The 19,365-nt window shown below is 74.7% G+C and carries 15 protein-coding genes and 1 pseudogene; 6 read left to right on the top strand and 10 right to left on the bottom strand.

Annotated elements, in window-relative coordinates; translation table 11 throughout:
- Positions 1–7: 7 nt before the first annotated feature.
- Together trpD and ACFYNO_RS13670 are read right to left on the bottom strand one after the other, a co-directional pair.
- Positions 8–1,036, bottom strand: coding sequence for an anthranilate phosphoribosyltransferase (trpD, locus tag ACFYNO_RS13675; protein WP_388010417.1), 1,029 nt, complete (start codon positions 1,034–1,036; stop codon positions 8–10).
- Complete coding sequence (locus ACFYNO_RS13670; RefSeq protein ID WP_388010414.1) at positions 1,036–2,382, bottom strand: nucleotide sugar dehydrogenase; 1,347 nt, start codon at positions 2,380–2,382, stop codon at positions 1,036–1,038. The genes trpD and ACFYNO_RS13670 overlap by 1 nt, the downstream gene beginning before the upstream one ends.
- Before the next feature lie 223 nt (positions 2,383–2,605).
- On the opposite strand from ACFYNO_RS13670, the pseudogene ACFYNO_RS13665 reads away from it, so the two are divergent.
- Positions 2,606–2,896, top strand: a pseudogene (locus tag ACFYNO_RS13665) (GntR family transcriptional regulator); the annotation flags it as partial.
- A 165-nt stretch (positions 2,897–3,061) separates the two neighbouring features.
- Positions 3,062–4,129, top strand: a complete 1,068-nt coding sequence (locus ACFYNO_RS13660) for a PLP-dependent aminotransferase family protein (protein WP_388010758.1) — start codon at positions 3,062–3,064, stop codon at positions 4,127–4,129.
- Between the two features lie 7 nt (positions 4,130–4,136).
- On the opposite strand, the gene ACFYNO_RS13655 is transcribed toward ACFYNO_RS13660, so the two are convergent.
- The gene (locus tag ACFYNO_RS13655) at positions 4,137–4,736 is read right to left on the bottom strand and encodes a phosphoribosylanthranilate isomerase (protein WP_388010411.1); all 600 of its coding nucleotides are present in this window, start codon (positions 4,734–4,736) and stop codon (positions 4,137–4,139) included.
- A 123-nt stretch (positions 4,737–4,859) separates the two neighbouring features.
- Here ACFYNO_RS13655 and ACFYNO_RS13650 point away from each other — a divergent pair, with 123 nt between their 5' ends.
- Entirely contained in the window at positions 4,860–5,822 is a 963-nt protein-coding gene (locus tag ACFYNO_RS13650; protein WP_388010408.1) for a DMT family transporter, read from the top strand.
- On the opposite strand, the gene ACFYNO_RS13645 is transcribed toward ACFYNO_RS13650, so the two are convergent.
- From ACFYNO_RS13645 to ACFYNO_RS13635, 3 genes are read right to left on the bottom strand one after another with little or no spacing between them, the layout of a single operon-like run.
- Complete coding sequence (locus ACFYNO_RS13645; RefSeq protein ID WP_388010405.1) at positions 5,746–7,011, bottom strand: MFS transporter; 1,266 nt, start codon at positions 7,009–7,011, stop codon at positions 5,746–5,748. The two genes, ACFYNO_RS13650 and ACFYNO_RS13645, sit on opposite strands and share 77 nt — an antisense overlap.
- Positions 7,004–9,499 carry an ATP-grasp domain-containing protein gene (locus ACFYNO_RS13640; protein WP_388010402.1) on the bottom strand — a complete coding sequence of 832 codons (2,496 nt, stop codon included), beginning with the start codon at positions 9,497–9,499 and terminating at the stop codon, positions 7,004–7,006. Before ACFYNO_RS13640 ends, ACFYNO_RS13645 begins: the two co-directional genes overlap by 8 nt.
- The gene (locus ACFYNO_RS13635) at positions 9,496–10,503 is read right to left on the bottom strand and encodes a Gfo/Idh/MocA family oxidoreductase (protein WP_388010399.1); all 1,008 of its coding nucleotides are present in this window, start codon (positions 10,501–10,503) and stop codon (positions 9,496–9,498) included. The genes ACFYNO_RS13640 and ACFYNO_RS13635 overlap by 4 nt, the downstream gene beginning before the upstream one ends.
- Before the next feature lie 300 nt (positions 10,504–10,803).
- Here ACFYNO_RS13635 and ACFYNO_RS13630 point away from each other — a divergent pair, with 300 nt between their 5' ends.
- Entirely contained in the window at positions 10,804–11,193 is a 390-nt protein-coding gene (locus tag ACFYNO_RS13630; RefSeq protein WP_388010396.1) for a hypothetical protein, read from the top strand.
- Positions 11,194–11,290: 97 nt separating this feature from the next.
- Here the strand turns inward: ACFYNO_RS13630 and lysA are convergent, their stop codons facing one another.
- Positions 11,291–12,634: a diaminopimelate decarboxylase gene (gene lysA / locus ACFYNO_RS13625; protein ID WP_388010393.1), complete on the bottom strand. Its 1,344-nt coding sequence runs from the start codon at positions 12,632–12,634 to the stop codon at positions 11,291–11,293.
- Positions 12,635–12,896: 262 nt separating this feature from the next.
- Between lysA and ACFYNO_RS13620 the strand changes: the two genes are divergently transcribed.
- Both ACFYNO_RS13620 and ACFYNO_RS13615 read left to right on the top strand, forming a co-directional pair.
- Entirely contained in the window at positions 12,897–14,450 is a 1,554-nt protein-coding gene (locus tag ACFYNO_RS13620; protein WP_388010390.1) for a Na+/H+ antiporter, read from the top strand.
- Between the two features lie 78 nt (positions 14,451–14,528).
- Entirely contained in the window at positions 14,529–15,170 is a 642-nt protein-coding gene (locus tag ACFYNO_RS13615; protein WP_388010387.1) for a class I SAM-dependent methyltransferase, read from the top strand.
- Here the strand turns inward: ACFYNO_RS13615 and ACFYNO_RS13610 are convergent.
- From ACFYNO_RS13610 to ACFYNO_RS13600, 3 genes are all read right to left on the bottom strand, one after another.
- The gene (locus ACFYNO_RS13610) at positions 15,151–16,404 is read right to left on the bottom strand and encodes an MFS transporter (RefSeq protein WP_388010384.1); all 1,254 of its coding nucleotides are present in this window, start codon (positions 16,402–16,404) and stop codon (positions 15,151–15,153) included. The genes ACFYNO_RS13615 and ACFYNO_RS13610 overlap by 20 nt on opposite strands.
- Before the next feature lie 87 nt (positions 16,405–16,491).
- Positions 16,492–16,848: an ArsR/SmtB family transcription factor gene (locus tag ACFYNO_RS13605; RefSeq protein ID WP_388010381.1), complete on the bottom strand. Its 357-nt coding sequence runs from the start codon at positions 16,846–16,848 to the stop codon at positions 16,492–16,494.
- A gap of 236 nt (positions 16,849–17,084) precedes the next feature.
- Entirely contained in the window at positions 17,085–18,884 is a 1,800-nt protein-coding gene (locus tag ACFYNO_RS13600) for an APC family permease (protein WP_388010378.1), read from the bottom strand.
- Positions 18,885–19,365 lie beyond the last annotated feature (481 nt).

The following is a 19,365-nucleotide window of genomic DNA, read 5'->3' as shown; positions in this document are numbered from 1 at the left end:
CTGGGGGTCAGGCGGTGGGGACCGCCTGGCCGGACAGCACCCGCAGCAGCGCGGTCCCGCTGCCGTCGGCGATGGCGGCCCGGGCCAGGTCGATCCCGCCGGCCAGGTCGGCCGCCTCGCCGGCCAGCAGCAGGGCCGCCGCCGCGTTCAGCACGCAGGTGTCCTGCACCGGTTCGCCGGCCCGGCCGGCCAGCACCTGGTGCACGGCGGCCGCGTTGCGCTCGGCACCGCCGCCGCGCAGCTGCTCGGCATCGGCCGGCAGCAGGTCGAACTCGGCCGGGTCCAGGGTGAATTCCTCCACCCGGCCGGCGGAGACGGCGAGCACCTGGTTGGGTCCGGTGGTGGTCAGCTCGTCCAGCCCGCCGTGGCCGTGCACCACCCAGGTGCGGTCCATGCCGAGCAGCAGTGCGGCCTCGGCCAGGATCTCCTGGTCGCGCCGGTCGGCGGCGCCGACCAGGCGGCCGGTCAGCGCCACCGGGTTGGCCAGCGGGCCGGCCAGGTTGAACAGCGTCCGGAAGCCCAGCCGCTTGCGGATCGGGGAGAGCCGGCCGACCACCGGGTGCACGGCGGGGCTGAACAGGAAGGCGAACCGGTTGCGGGCCAGCCGGTCGGCGACCTCGGTCACCGGGCCGAGCGGCACGCCCAGCCGCTCCAGCACGTCCGCGCTGCCGCAGCGGCTGGTGGCGGCACGGTTGCCGGCCTTGGCGACAGTGGCCCCGGCCGCGGCGGCCAGCAGGCCGGCGATGGTGGAGATGTTGATCGAGTCGCTGCCGTCGCCGCCGCTGCCGACCACGTCCACGGCCGGTCCGGACCAGTCGATCGGGGCCGCGGCGGCCCGGATCAGCCGGACGGTGGTGGCGATCTCCAGCGCGCTGGGGCCCTTGGCGGCCAGCGCGGTGAGCAGCGCCGCCGCGTCCAGCGGTTCGGCCCGCTCGTCCAGCAGGGCGCCGATCGCGGCCCGCGCCTGGTCCTCCGTCAGGTCCAGGCCGCGGACCGCCTGCTTGGTGGCGGCGCCGATGGCCAGGGCGAGGTCCATCAGAGCACCACGACGTTTCCGGCGGGGGCCAGGTCGCCGCGGGTGTCCAGCACCAGCTCGGCCTCGGCCCAGACCGGGTCGGCGGCGATCCGGCCGTGCGGGGTGACCAGCACCACGCAGTCGTAGTCGGCCAGTCGGGCGTCGGCCCACTCCACCGAGGCGACCTGGTGGCCGTCCACGGTGAGCTGCGGCACCATCGGGTCGTGGTAGGCGACCTCGGCGCCGGCCTCGCGCAGGAGCTGGATGATGTCCAGCGCCGGCGCGTTGCGCAGGTCGGACACGCCGGGCTTGTAACTCACGCCGACCACCAGCACCTTGGCGCCGGCCAGCTTGGCGTCGCGCTCGGCGAGCAGTTCCTCGATCCGGTCCACCACCTGGCCCGGGCGGCCGGCCACCCGGCGCTGCGCGGTGGCGACCAACTCCAGCGGTGTGCCCTCGAGTTCGGCCCGCTCGATGAGGAACAGCGGGTCGACCGGGATGCACTCGCCGCCGACCCCGGGGCCGGGGTAGTGCGCGAGGAAGCCGAAGGGCTTGGTGGCGGCGGCGTCGATCACCTCGCGGGCCCGCAGCCCGAGCTTGCCGCACAGGTCGGAGAACTCCAGCGCCAGCGCGATGTTGACCAGCCGGAAGGTGTTCTCGTACACCTTGGACAGCTCGGCGACGTCGGGGCTGGAGACCGGGTGCACCGAGCGGCAGACCTGGCCGAAGAGCAGCTCGGCCCGGGCGGTGCTCTCGGCACCGATCCCGCCGACCAGCTTGGCGGTGTTGGCCAGGGTCCAGCCGTTGGTGTTGGCGGGGTCCACCCGCTCCGGCGCCATGGCGACGAACAGGCTCTCGCCCGGGACCAGTTCGGTCCGCTCGGCGATGGTGCGGGCGATCTCGGCGGTGGTGCCGACCGGCACGGTGGACTGCAACACCAGCAGCATGCCGGGGCGCAGCAGCGGCAGCACGCTGTCCACCGCGCCGTGCACGTAGCTCAGGTCGGCGCCGCCGTCGGCGGTCACCGGGGTGGGCACGCAGAGGATCAGCACATCCGCCTCGCGGAGCCCGATGTGCTCGGTGGTGGCCGTCAACTTCTCGGCCACATCCTGGAGTTCAAGGTCGGTGAGGTCCGGGAGGTAGGACTCGCCGCGGTTCACGGCGGTGACCTTCCGGGGGTCGAGGTCGCAGCCGGTGACCGCGAAGCCGGCGCCGGCGAAGCCCAGGGCCAGCGGCAGGCCGGTGTAGCCGAGGCCGACGATCCCGACTCGCAGGGTGCGCTCGGCGACACGCTGGGCGAAGTCTCCGGCCAGGTCGCGGGTGGCACCGGTCTCGGCGGGGCGCACAGGACCAGACAGCATTGTCATGTCGATTTCCCTCAGTCCAGCAATCGGCTCGATGTGGGGGCTGATCCAGCAGACCAGTTGGGCGCCGCGACCACCCAGACCACTCCGGGGCCGGAACAACGGACCAGCCGGACCGAATGGCCCGCCCCCGCGTTCCCGACCGTGCGGTCGGGCCGACCGGGGTGTTGCATCGGACCCAGATCCTTAAGTCTTCAATTAGTGACAGGCCCGAGTTCCGGATGTAATGATCGGAGGGAGGGGGCGGGTGGCGGACCCGTTTCCGGCGTGGAGGGGGACGCATTCACCCATGGCTTGGCATATGTCGATCGAGGTCGACAGGGACTCCAGTGAATCCCTGACCAAACAGATCCAGACGGCCATCAAATACCGGATCACCGAGGGTATTCTCCGGCCGGGCAGCCGGCTCCCCTCCTCGCGGCAGCTGGCCAGCGACATCGGAGTCTCGCGGAGCGTCGCGGTGGAGGCGTACGCGCAGCTCACGGCCGAGGGCTATCTGGTCTGCGCACAGGGTTCGGGTACTCGGGTGGCCGATATCGGCGAGGCCATGTCATCCGGCAGCGAAAATACGCTCCGTGAGGTCGAACCAGCACCGGTTGCCTGGGATTTACGAACCGGCAAGGCCAATGTCACGAATTTTCCCCGAGTCGAATGGCTGGCGTGCTACCGGTCGGTACTCGCGGTGGCCGGCACCGCCGAACTGGATTATCCATTGGTCAATGGCCTGCCCGCGCTGCGCGAGGCACTGGCCGGTTATCTCGGTCGGGTACGCAACGCCCGCACCACGCCTGACCGGGTGATGGTGACGGCCGGTTTCGCGCAGGGTCTGTCACTGCTCTGCGAGGCCCTTCCCCTGCTCGGCATCCGCACCCTGGCCCTGGAGGATCCGGGCCACAGCGGCCAGCGCCGGTTCATCGAGCAGAGCGGCATGCACACCGTGCCGATCCCGGTGGACGCCGAGGGCATCGACGTGGACCGGCTGCGCGAGAGCGGCGTGCGCGCCGTCCTGGTCACCCCGGCGCACCAGTTCCCGACCGGCATCACGATGAGCCCGCAGCGCCGCCGCCAACTGGTCGATTGGGCCGAGCAGGTGGACGGCCTGATCATCGAGGACGACTACGACGGCGAGTTCTGGTTCGAGCCGCACCCGCGGCCCAGCGCCCTGCAGAGCCTGGCCCCCGGCCACACCGTCTACGCCGGCACGGCGAGCAAGACCCTGGTGCCCGGGCTGCGGCTGGGCTGGCTGGTCATCCCCGACCACCTGAGCCACCTGCTCACCCGGATCCGCTCCCGGCACGACCTGGGCTCGGACGGCATCACCCAGCGGGCCTTCGCCGAGCTGATCAACACCGGCATGCTCGACCGCCACCTGCGCCGGGTCCGGTCGCGCTACCGCTCGCGCCGCGAGGTGCTGTTGCAGGCGGTGGCCCAGCAGCTGCCGCAGGCCAAGGTGATCGGCTCCTCGGCCGGCCTCCACGCCTTCCTCCAACTCCCGGCCGGGGTGGACGAGTCGGCGCTGGTGGCGGCAGCACTGCGGCGCTCGGTGCTGGTGTACGGGGCGCAGCGCTACCAGTTCGCCCCCGGGGTGCGCCCGGCCGGGCTGGTGGTCGGCTACTCCAGCCTGCCGCTGGCCGGGCTGAGCGCGGCGATATTCGCCGTGCGGGACGCGCTGGACGAGCAAGCGCCGGGCGCCCGCCCGGCGCTGCGCGAACTGCCGGTCACCGAACGGACCGGGGTGCTGCTCGGCTGACGACCCGTCAGCCCGCGGCCTTGGCGAGCCGGACGAACTCGGCGATCAGCTCCGGGTCCTTCACTCCCCGGCTGATCTCGACCCCGCTGGAGACATCCACCCCCCAGGGGTCCGCGCCGGCCACCGCCTGCGCCACATTGCCGGGGTTCAGCCCGCCGGCCAGCAGCCAGCGGCCGCTCCGCCGCCCGCGCAGCGCCGACCAGTCCCAGGCCTCCCCCGAGCCCGGCCGCGGCGAGTCCAGGATCAGCAGGTCCTCGCCGAACTCCCCGCACTCGGCCGACCCGGCCGTGGCGGCGGCGGTGGCCCGCACCAGCGTCACCCCCAGGTCGCCGAGCTCGGCGAAGGCCCGGGGCGGATGGGCGCCGTGCAGCTGCACCGCCCGCATCCCGGCGGCCCGCACCTCGGCCCGCACCTGCTCGGCCGGCTCCTCCTGGTAGACCGCCACCGTCAGCACCTCCAGCGGCACCTCGGCGGCCAGCCGCCGGGCCTGCTCCACACTCACCCGGCGCGGACTGTCGCTGAGCAGGAACCCGACCGCGTCGGCACCGGCGGCTACCGCCGCCGCCACGTCCTCGGCGGTGCGCAACCCGCAGACCTTGACGAACACTGCGTACTCCCCTGATCGGCTCCGGCCGGTGGCCGGAACGGCGGTGTTGACGGAAGTGGTCCGGTGGACCGGACCAGAAGTGGACCGGGCACCGGACCGGGTGGCACCCGCTACGTTCGGTGCATGACGGTTGAGGCGAACACCCTGCGCGGCAGCCTGTACGGCGCCGCGGCGATGCTCTCGGTCGGCAGCTCGGCCGCGGTGAGCCCGCTGCTGACGGGTTATCCGCTGCTGGCCGGGCAGGCCTGGCGGTACCTGGTGGCCGGGCTGCTCCTGCTGCTGGCCGGCCGGCGCCCCGCCCTGCGGCCGCCGCGGCTGGCCGGCCGGCAGTGGGCCCGGCTGGTGCTGCTGGCCGGCACCGGCATGGCGGGCTTCAACGTCTGCCTGCTGCACGCCGTGCGGTACACCTCACCGTCCACGGTGGGCGCGGTGGTCGGGGCGGCGCCGGTGGTGCTGGCGGTGGCCGGGCCGCTGGGGGCCGGCCGGCGCCCGTCGGCCCGGATCGCGGTCTGCGCGGTGCTCAGCACGGTCGGGGTCTTCGTGGTGCAGGCCTTCGGCGGCGGTTCGGCGGCCGGGCTGCTCTGGGCGCTGGGCGCGCTGGCCTGCGAGTGCTGCTTCTCGCTGCTCGCGGTGGCGCTGCTGCCCGCGCTGGGGCCGCGCCGGCTGGCCGGGCTGGCGGCGCTGCTGGCCGCGCCGCTGCTGGCGCTGGCCGCGGCGCCGGCCGAGGGGGCCGGCGCGCTGCGGCTGCCGAGCGCCACCGAGCTGCTGGCGCTCGGATACCTGACCCTGGTGGTCACGGCGCTGGCCTTCTTCCTCTGGTACGCGGCCGTCGAGCGGCTGGGGGTGGACCGGGCCGGGCTCTTCGCCGGCCTGGTGCCGATCACCGCCGTGCTGCTCGGGCCGCTGCTGGGCACCGGCGGCCTGCGGCCGAGCGCGGTGCTCGGGGCGCTGCTGGTGACCGCCGCCGTGGTCTACGGTGTGGCGGCGCCCACCGCCGCCACCGCGCCCGCTACTCCGCCGCCGCCCGCCGCACCTCACGGGAGGCGAGGAACGCCAGCGCCCCCAGCACCAGGCCGATCCCGGTGACCAGCAGCGCCGTGCGCGGGCCGAGCCAGCCGGCCAGCAGCCCGCCGCAGAACCCGCCGACCGGGATCACCGCGAAGGCCGCGAACCGGTAGCTGGCGCTGACCCGCCCGGTCAGCTCCGGCGGCACCAGCGCCTGGCGCAGCGCCACCGAGTGCACGTTGAACACCGTCATGCCGAAGCCGTTGCCGACGTAGCCGGTGACCAGCAGCACCACGCCGAGCACGCCGCCGTCCGAGGCCGCCGGGAGCAGCAGCAGGAAGGCGCAGGCCACCACCATGCCCCAGGCCATCGAGCGCCCGGCGCCGAGCCGGTGGCCGAGCTTCTTGGCCACCAGCGAGCCGCCGAAGGCGCCCACGCTGCCGGCCGCCACCACCAGGCCCAGGCCCGCGTCGCCCAGGTGCAGGGAGCGGATCGCGTACAGCGGCATGACCACCAGGACCACGTCCCAGAGCAGGTTGAACCAGGCGCTCTCGGCCATCACCACCCGCAGCACGGGGTGCGAGAGGGTGACCCGCAGGCCCTCGGCGATCTCCGCCCGGATGCTGCGCCCGGTGCGCTCGCGCACCGGCTCGGTCTGCCGGATGCCGACCAGCGAGCCGACCGAGAACAGGTAGGCCAGCGAGTTGACCAGCACCGCGACGGGCGCGGTGAGCAGCTGGATCAGCACGCCGCCCAGGCCCTGTCCGGCGGTCTGCGCGATGGACTGGCTGGACTGCAGCTTGCTGTTGCCCTCGACCAGCAGCCGGCGCTCGATCAGGGTGGGCAGGTAGGCCTGGTAGGCGACGTCGAACTGGGCGGTGAACAGGCCGGTGCCGAAGGCCACCAGGTAGAGCAGCCCGATCGACAGGTGGCCGGCCCAGTAGCAGATCGGCACCAGGGCGAGCGCCGCGCACCGGCCGAGGTTGGCGGCGATCAGCAGCGGGCGGCGGCGCACCCGGTCGGCCAGCACGCCGGCCAGCAGGGTGACGCAGGCGACCGGCAGGTACTCCAGCGAGTTGAGCAGGCCGAGCTGCCGGGGGCTCGCGTTCAGCAGGTGCATCGCCGTCAGCGGCAGCGCCAGCAGGGTGACCTGGGCGCCGAACAGGGCCACGCTCTGCCCGGCCCACAGCCGCAGGAAGTCCCGGTGGCCCCAGAGCGTCTCGGCCTTGACGGGTGCGCCGACCTGAGCGAGGGTCTGCGTCTCAGCCATCGAGATCCCCGTCCGCCACGGGCGACCAGTCGATCCGGTAGAGCTTGACGGCGACGTCGATGGCCTGCCGGATCTGCTCCGAGCTCGCGGCCCGGAACCGGTAGGCGCCGGCGGTGTGCACCGCCCCGCCGTTGCCGTCCAGCACGGTGCCGGCCGGCGGCAGCGCCTCGGCGTAGACCTCCGGCACCTCGGCGAGCAGCGAGGAGACCTCGTGCACCACGCAGGGCCGCACCGGCGGCTCGGGCATCATCAGGTAGCCGCCGACCTCGCCGCCGACCTCGGCCGTCGGGTAGTCGCGCTCCAGGCCGAGCTGGACGTGCACGGAGGCCTCGATCAGGTCCAGCCCGTAGACCTCCTCCCAGACGAACCGCAGCTGGCCGCCGCCGGCCCGGGCGCCGATCTCCAGGAAGACCAGCTCGTCGGTGCCGTTGGCGCGGAACACCTCCAGGTGGAAGACCTCGTCGGTGAGGTCCAGCGCCTTGAGCACGCCGCGGGCGAACTCCACCACCCGGGCCTCGAACTCGGCGTCGTCGTTGACCACCGAGCCGAACGGGGTGCCGGTGGCGAAGTCCAGGCAGGAGCCGACGCAGCGCCAGCTGCGGATGGTGCGCAGCTCGCCGCCGGCCACCACGCCGTCCACCTGGTAGAGGTTGCCGTCGATGAACTCCTCGCACTGGTAGCCCGTCAGGTCCTCGCCGGCGGCCAGCACCCGCTCCAGGTCCGCGGGTTCGCCGATCACGTGGACGCCCTGGCTGTCGGCGCCGCCGCGCGGCTTGAGCACGAACGGGTAGCCGTCGGTGGCGGCGAACTCGCGGACCTGCTCGGCGGTCTCCACCGGACGGTTGGTCGGCACCCGCAGGCCCGCGGCGGCCACCGCGGCCTTCATCACCACCTTGTCGCGCACCAGCCGCACCTCCGCCGGCCGCTTGCCGGGCACGCCGAGGCGCTCGCGCAGCTCGCCGCCGAGCTCCAGGTCGAACTCGGAGAGCGCCAGCACATGGGTGAACGGGCCGGTCTCGGCCGCCAGTTCGGCGGCCGCGGCGTGCACGGCGGCACGGTCGGCGAGGTCGGGCAGCACGACGATCCGCTCGGCCTGCGCGGCGTCCAGCGGGCCGGCGCCGGCCTCGGTGGTCAGGTAGCTCACCCGGTCGGCCCGGTGGTCGAGGTAGCGGTGGTACTCGGCGAACCGGTTGTTCCAGCGGTTCAGCACCAGGACGTGCCGTCCCATGCGGGGCTCCAATCGGGTGGGGGCGGCCGGGGGGCGCGGTTCGAACCGCAGGCCCCGCTCGGCCAGGTCGAGGGCTTCGACGGTGGAGGGGTGGTCGGCCGCGGCCGCCAGCACGTAGCCGAGCCGGGCGGCCGAGCTGCCGGGCGGCGGGATCGGCCGGCCCGGCTCGATCAGCGCACCGACCTCGCGCACCCGGGGGTCCGCGGTCACTTCCGGTTCCACCAACAGGTTCTGATAGCTCGTCAGTTCGGGCCGGAGCAGGTAGCGGATGCCGGCCTGCGCGGTCGGCCGGGCCACCGGGCGGGCCACCGGCAGGCCGGCGTGGCAGCGCAGCGCCAGCTCGTAGAGGTCGCCGCCGCCGGCCAGCCGCAGCAGATCCGGGATCCGGTCGCCGGGCAGCCGGGCGCCCAGCTCCATCAGTCGCGGACCGGCCGCCGAGCGGCGCAGCTCCAGGTGGAACGGCCCGAGTTGGAGGCCGAGTGCGGCGACCACCTCGAGTGCGTACTGCTCGGTCTCGCGGCGGTCCGCCTCGCCGAGCCGGGCCGGCAGCAGGTGGCCGGTCTCGACGAACCAGGGCTCCGGGCCGAGCAGCTTCTCGGTGACGGCCAGCACCTGCGCCCGGCCGTCCTCGACGAACCCCTCGACGCTGAACTCCGGCCCGCTGATGTACTCCTCGACCAGCACCAGGGGCAGCCCGCGGCGGCCCAGGTAGCCGGTGCCGTAGTCGTGCACGGCCCGGAAGGCGGCCAGCGCCTGCTCCGGGTCGTCGGCCCGGCGGACGTTCAGGCTGCCCGACTGGTCCACCGGCTTGACCACGCAGGGGAAGCCCACCAGGGCGAGGGCGGCGGCGAGTTCGGACTCGGCGGCGACCACGGCGTAGCGCGGCTGCGGGAGGCCGGCGGCGGCCACCGCCTCGCGCATCAGGTGCTTGAGCCGCAGGGTGCGGGCGGTGCCGGCGGACAGGCCGGGCAGGCCCAGCTCGGCGGCGGCCGCGGCGGCCAGCGGCACGTAGTGCTCGAAGCCGGGCAGCACCGCGTGGAAGGCCCGGTCGGCGTGCAGGGTGCGCAGCAGGGCGAGCACCGCCGCATCGTCGTTGGTGTCGATCCGGTGCACCTCGGCGGCGAGTCCGAGGTGGCGGGCGGGCACCCGGCGCTCCTCCCGGTCGGCGGTCAGCACCACGGGCTGCCAGCCGAGTTCGGCGGCGCGGTCGATCAGCGCGCAGCCGGCCGAGCGGGGTTCGATCAGGGCGATCCGGATCATGCCGGCACCTCCAGCGGCCATTCGGTGGCGGTCTCCCGGGCTTCGGCGAGCAGGTCGATGGTGCGCCGGTGCTCGGCCAGGCTGCCCGGCGCCGGAGCAGAGGCGTCGGCGAAACGCGCGTAGGCGGCGGCCAGGAACTGGTCCAGCGGCGCGTCCTCGATCACCTCGCGCCCGGGGCGGCCGGCGATCCGCAGCTGGCCGTACGGGTCCTCGCCGCTCACCGGGTAGTCGGCCAGCAGCTCGCCCCGGGTGCCGGTGATTCGCAGGTGGCGGCGGCGCACCTGGGCGGTGAGGTCGCTGAGCAGGGTGCTGATCCGCCCGTCGGCGTGCTCCAGCCGCAGCAGCGCGCCGCCCATCGCCGGGACCGTCCGGTCGGGCAGCGGCAGCGGCCAGTGCAGTGCCGAGAGCAGCCGGGCCGGACCGCCCAACTCCAGGGCCAGCAGCACCTGGTGCGGCATCTCCACCTCGAAGGCGGTGTCATGGGCGCGGTTCGCGGCGGTACGGGCGAACCGGGGCTTGCTCTGCTCCATGTGCAGCGAGACCGGTTCGCCGATCTCGCCGGCCGCGATCAGCTCGCGGACCCGGGCGGTGATCCGGCTGCTCGGCCAGATGCTGACCGGCAGGATTTCGGCCACCTCGCCCAGCCGCTCCAACTCCCGTGCCTCCGCGGCGGTCGGGGCGATCGGCTTCTCCAGCACGATCCGGCGGGCGCCCAGCGCCACCAGCTCGCGCACGCACTCCAGGTGCACGGCGGGCGGGGTGGTGACGTGGAACACCGCCTGCGCCACCGGTACCCGCGCGGCCGCGGCCGCCACCGTGGGCAGCACCGGCACGCCCTGCGGCGCCTGCGGCAGCGCCGGATCGACCACCAGCACCTCCAGCCGGTCGCCGAACTGCGCCCGCAGCGCCCGGTGGTGCAACTCCCGCCCGGCCCGCCCGTATCCGACGAGCACCGCGGGGCCCGGCACCCGCCCGCCCGCATCACCGGCGTCCACCCAGGTCACGGCCGCCCTCCCTCTCCGGTGCCGGCCGTCCAGCTGCCGCCCAGCGGATCTCCTCCGGTCCTCGCCCCAAGTCTGCGAAGCGGCCCCGGAGTGCTCCAGACCACTGCCGACCGGGTGCAGCGGTCCACTCGCGGCGGGCGGTGCCGGGCCGCGCGGATTTGGCCGGAAAGTGCCGCAACCCCGGTGTTCAGCCGGCCGTCCCTGGCCACCTGGATCGCATACGTGTTCTTCTCACCAAGGCGTCGCTCCGCATCTCCTGTCCGGACAGGATCCTCACGAGACAACCGAAGGAACCGTCACATGCGCCTCATCCACGCCCTCGCCGCCACCGCCGTCACCGGCTCGCTGCTCCTGCTCGCCGCCCCCGCCTCGCAGGCCGCCACCCCCGCCGCGTGCACCACCTACAACCCCTCCAACCCGAGCCTCGGCTACGGCCAGGTCACCCTCTGTCCGCAGAGCAACGGCAGCGTGCAGGCCACCGGCTACGTGGTGATCACCGAGCCGTACAACGCCTGGCTCAGCCCGGAGTGCGTCGGCCTCTGGGTCAACGAGGGCAGCACCAACGGCACCCTGCTCGAGCCGATCGTCTGTGCCGTGTCGAGCGCACCGACCGCCCGGGCCACCATCAACGAGAACTTCACCCCGGCGGCTCCGGTGACGGGCGTCAAGGTCAGCCCGGTCACCATCTGATCCGCTTCCGACTGGCGGTGGGCCGCGCCGCCCGGGCGCGGTCCACCGCCGTTCAACTGCCGTTCCGAGATCAGTTGACGATCAGTCAGGGGCCGTCTCAGCGCCCCACCTCGCGGCGCAGGAAGTCCTCCACGGTCTCCCGGCGGATCAGCTGCCGGGCCCGGCCGTCCCGCACGGCGAGCACGGCGGGGCGGCCGACCAGGTTGTACCCGGAGGCCATCGACAGCTGGTAGGCGCCCGCCACCGGGACGGCGAGCAGGTCGCCGGGGCGCAGGTCGGCCGGGAGCTCGGCGTCGGGGATCAGCACGTCGCCGGCCTCGCAGTGCCGGCCGACCACGTCCACCGCCACCGGGGCCGCCGTGCTGGCCCGGCCGACCAGCCGGGCGGTGTAGCGGGAGCCGTAGAGCGCGGGGCGCGGGTTGTCGCTCATCCCGCCGTCCACCGCGGCGAAGACCCGCCCGTCGGTGCCGTGCTTCACCGCCAGCACCCGGTAGACCGCCACCCCGGCCGGCCCGACCACCGCCCGCCCGGGCTCGACCAGCAGCCGGGGCACCCGCAGTCCGTGCTCCGCGCAGGCCGCCGCCAGCCGGGCGGTGACCAGCCGGGCGAAGTCCGCCAGGTCCAGTTCGGGTTCGCCGGGCCGGTAGGCCACGCCGTGGCCGCCGCCCAGGTCGAGCTCGGGCAGTTCGACGCCGTGCTCCGCCCGGATGCCCGCCAGCAGCGCGGCGATCCGGTCGATCGCGGCCAGGAACGGCGCCACCTCGGTGATCTGCGAACCCAGGTGGCAGTGCAGCCCGGCGAGCCGCAGCCCGGGCTGGGCGAGCACCCGGCGGACCGCCTCGGCCGCGTCGCCGCCGTCGATCGGGAAGCCGAACTTCTGACCGGCCACCCCGGTCCGCACCGCCGCGTGGTGGCCGGCCGCCACCCCGGGCAGCACCCGGACCAGCACCCGCTGCGGCTCCTCCGCCACCGCCAGCGCGGCCAGCCTGGGGATCTCGGCCAGGCCGTCGATGACGATCCGTCCGACCCGCAGTCGCAGCGCCAGCCGCAGTTCCTCGGGGCTCTTGGCGTTGCCGTGCAGGATCATCCGCTGGGCCGGGAACCCGGCCGCGGCGGCGAGCCGCAGCTCGCCGGCCGAGCAGACGTCCAGACCCAGTCCTTCCTCGGCGACCCAGTCGGCCACCGCGCTGCACAGGAAGGCCTTGGCCGCGTAGCAGACCTCGGCGTGCGGCAGCGCGGTGCGGTAGGCCCGGGCGCGGGTCCGCAGCTCGGCCTCGTCCAGCAGGTAGAGCGGGGTGCCGAACCGGTCGGCCGCGTCGGCCAGGCCGACCCCGCCGATCGCGAGCTCGCCGCCGGGCAGCGCCCGGGCGGAGGCCGGCCACGGGGAGCCGGGGGCGCTGTGGCGCGGGTCGGCGGTCGGCGCGGTGGCGACGGTGGTCATCGGCTGCTCCTCGGTCCGGGCTGCCGCCTGTGCGGCCTGCTCCCTCCCAGTGCACGCCGCGCGGCCGGGTGCGCGCAGCGGCCTTGACGCGGGGTCTACGGGAACCCGCCCGGTTTTGACGGCTCCTTCACCCGCCCTGATCGCCGCAGTAAGAACTTGCTAAAATATGCAATCGGTGTGCCGGGAAGTCTGGTCGGCCGGGGGACGGACTGCGGCAGCCGCCGAGGGGGACCCCGAGAGCGGAAGCCCGAGGTCTCGGTCCATGCGCGCGGTCGGAACGGTCCTGCTCCTGGTGGTACTGGCGACGAGTGTCGCGACCGGTGCCCGGCGATGGCGGATTCCCGCGCCCTCCCTGCTGGTGCTGGCCGGGCTCGCCGTCGCCCTGGTGCCCGGCACCCCGCCGCTGCACATCGCCCCCGAGACCATCGGCCTGGTGGTGCTGCCCCCGCTGCTGTACGCCAGCGCGGAGGAACTGTCGCTGCGCGACCTGCGCACCGTCTGGCGACCCGTCACGGTGCTGGCGCTCGGCCTGGTGCTCTGCTCGGCGGCGGCCGTCGCCGGGCTGGCCGCCGCGCTCACCCCGCTGCCGCTGCCGATGGCCTTCGTGCTCGGCGCGGTGCTGGCCTCCACCGACCCGGTCGCGGTCAGCGCGCTCGGCCGCCGGCTCGCCCTGCCGGGGCGGGTGCAGGTGCTGGTGCAGGCCGAGAGCCTGTTCAACGACGCCACCTCACTGGTGCTCTTCCGGGTCACCGTGACCGTGGCGGTGGCCGCCTCCGCGTTCAGCTGGCCCGGCGCGCTCGGCGAGTTCGTGCTGCTGGCCGGCGGCGGCAGCGCGATCGGCGCGGCGGTGGCGGCGGTGGTCACGCTGATCCGGCGGCGGACCGCCGATCCGGTGCTGGAGACGGTGATCGCGCTGGTCACCCCGTACGGCGCGTACGTGCTGGCGGAGGGCGCGCACACCTCGGGGGTGACGGCGGTGGTGGTCGCCGGGGTGCTGCTCGGGCGCTCCGGGCACCGGCACAGCGACGCCCGGATCCGGCTCCAGCTGCACGCGGTGTACGCGGTGGTGATCTTCCTGCTGGAGAGCGTGGTCTTCAGCCTGGTCGGCCTGGAACTGCCCACCATGGTCCGCGAGCTGCCCGCCGGGACCGGGATGTGGCCGCTGCAGGCGCTGGCCGTGGCGACGCTGCTGGTGGGGCTGCGGGTGCTCTGGATGCTGCCGCTCTCCACCGCGCTGCGGCCCAGCGGCGGGCGGCCGTCCTGGCGGATAGCCGGGGTGGTCAGCTGGGCCGGCACCCGGGGCGTGATGCCGCTGGCCGCCGCGCTCTCCATCCCGCTGACGGCGGCCGACGGGCTGCCGCTGCCGGGGCGGCCGCTGATCCTGGTGCTGACCACGGCGGTGGTGGTCTTCACCCTGGTCGTCCAGGGGCTGAGCCTGGCCCCGCTGGTCACCCGCTCCGGCCTCGCCCTGGAGCCCGAGCACACCGCCCGCGAGGAGCAGCAGGCCCGCCGGCAGCTAGCCCAGGCGGGCCTCGAACACCTCGACGCCCTGGCCGAGTTGGAGGCCACCCCGGAACACGTGCTGGACCGCGTCCGGCGCAACCTCCAGGCCCGTCTCCAACACGCCGAGGACACCGCCGAACCCGACGCCGGCACCCCCACCCTCGCGGCCTACCTCGAACTGCGCCGCGAGGTGATCGAGATCCAGGGCACGGAGCTCCACCACCTCTACGACACCCACCGGATCAGCGACACCACCCGGCGCCGGCTCCAGCGCGACCTGGACCTGGAGGAGGCGGCGCTGGGGAGCCGCTGAGCCCGGCGGTGCTTGCACTCGGCCCGCCGTCGGCTAGCCTGACCTGCGGATCCATCACACCCGGACGAGGCGGCACAGGTGGTCGAGGGACAGCGGGAGCACTGGGAGCGCACCTACGGCGAGCACCCCGGGATGTACGGCGAGGAGCCCTCCGAGCCCGCACTGCGCGCCGCCGAGGTGTTCGGCGCCGCCGGGGCCCGCGAGCTGCTGGAGCTCGGCGCCGGCCACGGACGCGACGCGCTGCACTTCGCCCGGCGCGGGTTCACCGTCACGGCCGCCGACTTCAGCCCGGGCGGGCTGGCCCAGCTCGCCGGGGCGGCCCGCGCCCAGGGAGTCGCCGACCGGGTGCGCACCCTACTGCACGACGTGCGGGCGCCGCTGCCGCTGCCGGACGGCTCGGTGGACGGCGTCTTCGCGCACATGCTGCTCTGCATGGCGCTCGGCACCGGGGAGCTCCGCGCCCTGACCGCCGAGGTCCGCCGGGTGCTCCGGCCCGGCGGCACCTTCGTCTACACCGTCCGCCACACCGGCGACGCCCACTTCGGCGCGGGCACCGACCACGGCGACGACGTCTGGGAGCACGGCGGTTTCGCCGTCCACTTCTTCTCCCGCGAACTGGTCGACACCCTCGCCGAGGGCTGGACCCTGCACGAGGTCCGGCCCTTCGAGGAGGGCGCCCTGCCCCGCCGCCTCTGGCAGGTCACCCAGTCGCCCTCCTAGCCGCGACCGGCAGCCCGAACCGCACCACCCGGCCGGGCCGCCACCACCGCGCGGCCAGCACCGCCGCGCCGAGTGCCAGCCCGCCCTGGGCGAGCACGGCCGCCGGGAGCCCGGCCGTCGCGCCCAGCCAGCCGGCCAGCGGGTAGGTGAGCAGCCAGCAGCCGTGCGAGAGCGAGAACTGCGCCGCGAACGCCTCGGTCCGCCGCTCGGCACTGACGGACCGTCTGATCAGCCGTCCGGCAGGCGCGTTGACGGTCGCGCAGGCCGCGCCGAGCGCCGCCCACACCGCGAGCAGCGCCGGCCACCGCCAACTTCCGTGCCCAGCAGCCACGGTGAGCACCGCCAGCGGCCCGAAGAGGGCCGCGACCGCGAAGCCGCCGCCGAGCAGCACCGTCCGCTCCCGGACCCGCTCCAGCGCCCGGGGCAGCAGCAGGGCGGCGGTCATCGAGCCGGCCCCGTAGGCGCCGAGCGCGAACGGCACGTCGCCTGCCGCGCGGTGCAGCTGGTCGCGCACGTACACCACGGTGTTGACGTAGACCACCGCCCCGCCCGCCGCCACCGCCAGGTTGAGCGCCAGCAGCGCCCGCAGCCCGGGCACCCGCCAGAGCAGCCGCGCGCCTTCGGTGGAGCGGACCAGCGCCCCGCCCCGCACCTCCCGCGCGGCCGGCTTCGGCAGCGCCGCGGAGACCACCAGCGCCGCCGAGCCGAGGAACCCGATCGCCGTGCCGAAGAAGAGCTGGTGGTAGGTCAGCACGGCGAGCAGCCCGGCGGCCAGCGCGGGGCTGCACAGGTTCTCCAGGTCGTAGGCCAGGCTGGCGAGCGTGAGCGCCCGGGTGTACTCCCGTTCCTCGGTGAGGACTTCGGGGATCAGCGATTGGAAGGCGGGGGTGAACGCGGCCGAGGCGGCCTGCAGCACGAAGATCAGCAGGTACACCTGCCAGACCCGGTCCACGAACGGCAGCGCCAGCGCCGTGCCGGCCCGCAGCAGGTCGGCCCCGACAAGCAGCACCCGCCGCGGCAGCCGGTGCGCCTGGGCGCCGACCAGCGGCGCCAGTCCGACGAAGGCGACCATCTTGATCGCCAGCGCCGTGCCCAGGACCTCCCCGGCCCGCGCCCCGGCCAGCCCGTAGGCGAGCAGGCCGAGCGCCACGGTCGCCAGGCCCGTCCCGGTCAGCGCGACCACCTGGGCGGCGAAGAGACGGCGGTACGTACGGTGGCGGAACAACCCGAACACGGCACACCTCACCCGGGCCTCGGCTTCGGACGACGAGCCGAGCATAGCTCATGTGCGCACCTGCGCACATATGAACGGAACCCGCGGTCAGTCGTGCGCGGGCAGGTGCCCGATCTCGTGGTCCGCCACGCTCAGCGCCTCGTCCACCAACCGCCGCAGGTGCCCGTGCCGCAGCGCGTAGACCACCCGCCGGCCGTCCTTGCGGGTGTTCACCAGCCCGGCCAGCCGCAGCTTCCCGAGGTGCTGGCTCACCGAGGTCCGGGTCGCCCCGCTGATCTCGGTCAGCGTGCTGACATCGGCCTCCCCCTCCCCCAGCCGGTGCAGCAGCACCAGCCGGGTCCGGTCGGCCAGCAGCGCCAGGATCCCCGCCGCGACGTCCAACTGCTCGTCCGTCACCGCTGCCCGCACATGGTTCGCACCTGGGACCCGTTCGCCCTTGCTCATGCCTCTCATCCTAGGAGCCGCCACTCCCCGCCCACGTCGAAGGGCGCGGCACCCGGCCGCCATGCCAGGTACCGCGCCCTCCGGCGGTTCGACCGGGCCGCCGATTCCCCGTCGGGCGGCGCCGGTCCGTCGTCCACGGACGCTACCCGCGCCCGGCGGCCGGCCCGGCGGGCCCTGACGGGTTCTTCACGCGCGGGGGCCCGATCCTGACGGCATCCTGCCGCCCGGCCCCGCCGTCAGTCCGGCATCCGCAGCCGGAACCGCAGCCGGCAGATCACCGCGTCGGTGTAGCGCCGCAGCGCCAGGTCGAGCACCACGCCGCGCTGGTTCTGCAGCAGCCGCTGCCAGGGGTGCGGCAGGTGGATCTCCGGGATCAGCACCACCAACCGCTCGTGGCCGTGCTCCTCGGCGTCCACCCGGCGCAGGTAGTCCACGATCGGCCGGGTCAGCGAGCGGGTCCGGCTAGGCAGCGGGATCAGCGGCACCTGGGGGTGCCAGGCCGCCCAGTCCGCGCGCATCCGCTCGGCCGCCGCCTCGTCGTCCTGGTAGACCACGGTGACGGCGCGCACCTCGTCGCCCATCGAGAGCGCGGCGCTCAGCGCCTCCCGGGTGAGCAGGTCGACGGCGCCGACCGGCACCACGACCAGCGAGCGGCGCGGCTGCGGCGGCCCCGGCACCTCGTCCACCCGCAGCGCCCGGCCGATCCGCCGGTAGCTGCGGTGCACCGCCTCGAAGAGCAGCACGAGCACGGCCACCGCCAGGAAGACCAGCCAGCCGCCCTCGCCGAACTTGGCGACCAGCTCGATCACGGTGGCCGCCGCGGTGAGCACCGCGCCGACGCCGTTGAGCGCGGCCCGGCCGCGCCAGCCCGGACCGCGTTCCGCCAGCCAGTGCCGCACCATGCCGACCTGGGAGATGGTGAAGCCGATGAAGACGCCGATCGCGAAGACCGGCACCAGCGCCTGGGTGTCGCCCTGCGCCCCGACCAGCAGCACCAGGGCGGCCAGCGCCAGCACCAGCACCCCGTGCCGGTAGACCTGCCGGTCGGCGCGGAGCGCGAAGACGTGCGGCAGGTGGTGGTCGCGGGCCAGCAGCGAGGTGAGCACCGGCATGCCGCCGAAGGAGGTGTTGGCGGCCAGCGCGAGCAGCGCCATGGTGGCGAACTGCACCACGTAGAAGCCGAGGTTGTGCCCGATCGAGGCCTCGGTGAGCTGGGCCAGCAGGGTCTTGCCGCCGGTCGGCGCGGCGTGGAACCTGCGGATCAGCAGCGACAGGCCGATCAGCATCGCGCCGAGCAGCCCGCCCAGCGCGATCTCGGTCTGCTGGGCCCGCCGCACCCGGGGCGTGCGGAAGGTCGGCACGGCGTTGGCGATCGCCTCCACGCCGGTGAGCGCGGCGCAGCCGGAGGCGAAGGCCTTGAGCAGCAGGAGCAGCCCGACGCCCTGGGTGGCGGCGCCCGGCTGGGCCGGCGCGATGACCGGGTGGCTGCGGAGCAGGCCGGCGGCGATCACGGTGAGGACGGCGGCCACGAAGACCAGGGCGGGCAGGATCAGCACCTTGGCGGACTCGGCGATGCCGTACAGGTTGACGGCGGTGATCAGGGCCAGCACGGCCAGGCAGATCACCACCCGGTCGCCGTAGAGCGCCGGGAAGGCGGAGGTGAGCGCGGCCACGCCGGCCGAGACCGAGACGGCCACGTTGAGCACGTAGTCGATGATCAGCGAGGCGGCGGCGACCAGGCTGACCCGCCGTCCGAGGTGGCGTCCGGCCACCGCGTAGGCGCCGCCGCCGTTCGGGAAGGCGGCGATGACCTGGCGGTAGGAGAAGATCAGCGCGGCCAGCAGCACCACGATCGCCAGCGTGACCGGCAGGGCGAACTCCAGCCCCCGGGGGCCCGCGACGGCGAGCACCAGGACGATCGCCTCCGGGCCGTACGCCACCGAGGCCAGCGCGTCCAGGGAGAGCGCGGCCAGCCCCTGCGGCACGGTCAGCCGGTCCCGTTCGGCCTCGCCGCCGGCCCCCTCCGTCACCGCCACCACCGCTCCTCGCTGCCGGTCCGCCACCCCTGCGGCGACGGTAGTCGCCAGGCGTCGACTGCCCCGGAAAGGCGCGCCAATGCCTGCCGGAGACCCCCTTCGACCACCGTGGTGACACCTTGACTTCCATTGCAGCAAGTTACGGTAAGAATTTGCAATGAACTCTTGACGCACCTGGCCGGGAAGCGGGATCGTCAGGACCCGCGGCCGTCCCGTCCCGAGGGAGGCCGCGGCTGACGTTCCGTCAACGCCGCGCGGGCCCGTGCGGCGGCGGCAGCGGCAGCGGTCGTGCGGCACCGAGCGGGACCTCGGCGGCCGCACGGCGGAACGGGCAGCGCCTGACCCCCAGGCGCGAGCGGAGCGCGGCGCGAGCAGCGCTCCGGACCACCCCACCCACCGGCCGCCGGCCGCGGCCCCAGCATGCGCCCGCCCCACGGCGCGCCCCGCGGCCGGCCGTCCGTCACCCACGGGAGTTCCCCCG

Source organism: Kitasatospora sp. NPDC006697 (genome assembly GCF_042869935.1).
Taxonomy (GTDB): domain Bacteria; phylum Actinomycetota; class Actinomycetes; order Streptomycetales; family Streptomycetaceae; genus Kitasatospora.
This window is presented reverse-complemented; position numbering and strand designations above follow the sequence as displayed.

What these genes read in the sequence shown, in the direction of transcription:
- ACFYNO_RS13670 (WP_388010414.1), bottom strand. Translation starts at nt 2,382, where the DNA reads ATGACAATGCTGTCTGGTCCTGTGCGCCCCGCCGAGACCGGTGCCACC.
- lysA (WP_388010393.1), bottom strand. Translation starts at nt 12,634, where the DNA reads ATGACCACCGTCGCCACCGCGCCGACCGCCGACCCGCGCCACAGCGCC.
- ACFYNO_RS13620 (WP_388010390.1), top strand. Translation starts at nt 12,897, where the DNA reads ATGCGCGCGGTCGGAACGGTCCTGCTCCTGGTGGTACTGGCGACGAGT.
- ACFYNO_RS13605 (WP_388010381.1), bottom strand. Translation starts at nt 16,848, where the DNA reads ATGAGCAAGGGCGAACGGGTCCCAGGTGCGAACCATGTGCGGGCAGCG.
- trpD (WP_388010417.1), bottom strand. Translation starts at nt 1,036, where the DNA reads ATGGACCTCGCCCTGGCCATCGGCGCCGCCACCAAGCAGGCGGTCCGC.
- ACFYNO_RS13650 (WP_388010408.1), top strand. Translation starts at nt 4,860, where the DNA reads ATGACGGTTGAGGCGAACACCCTGCGCGGCAGCCTGTACGGCGCCGCG.
- ACFYNO_RS13630 (WP_388010396.1), top strand. Translation starts at nt 10,804, where the DNA reads ATGCGCCTCATCCACGCCCTCGCCGCCACCGCCGTCACCGGCTCGCTG.
- ACFYNO_RS13645 (WP_388010405.1), bottom strand. Translation starts at nt 7,011, where the DNA reads ATGGCTGAGACGCAGACCCTCGCTCAGGTCGGCGCACCCGTCAAGGCC.
- ACFYNO_RS13640 (WP_388010402.1), bottom strand. Translation starts at nt 9,499, where the DNA reads ATGATCCGGATCGCCCTGATCGAACCCCGCTCGGCCGGCTGCGCGCTG.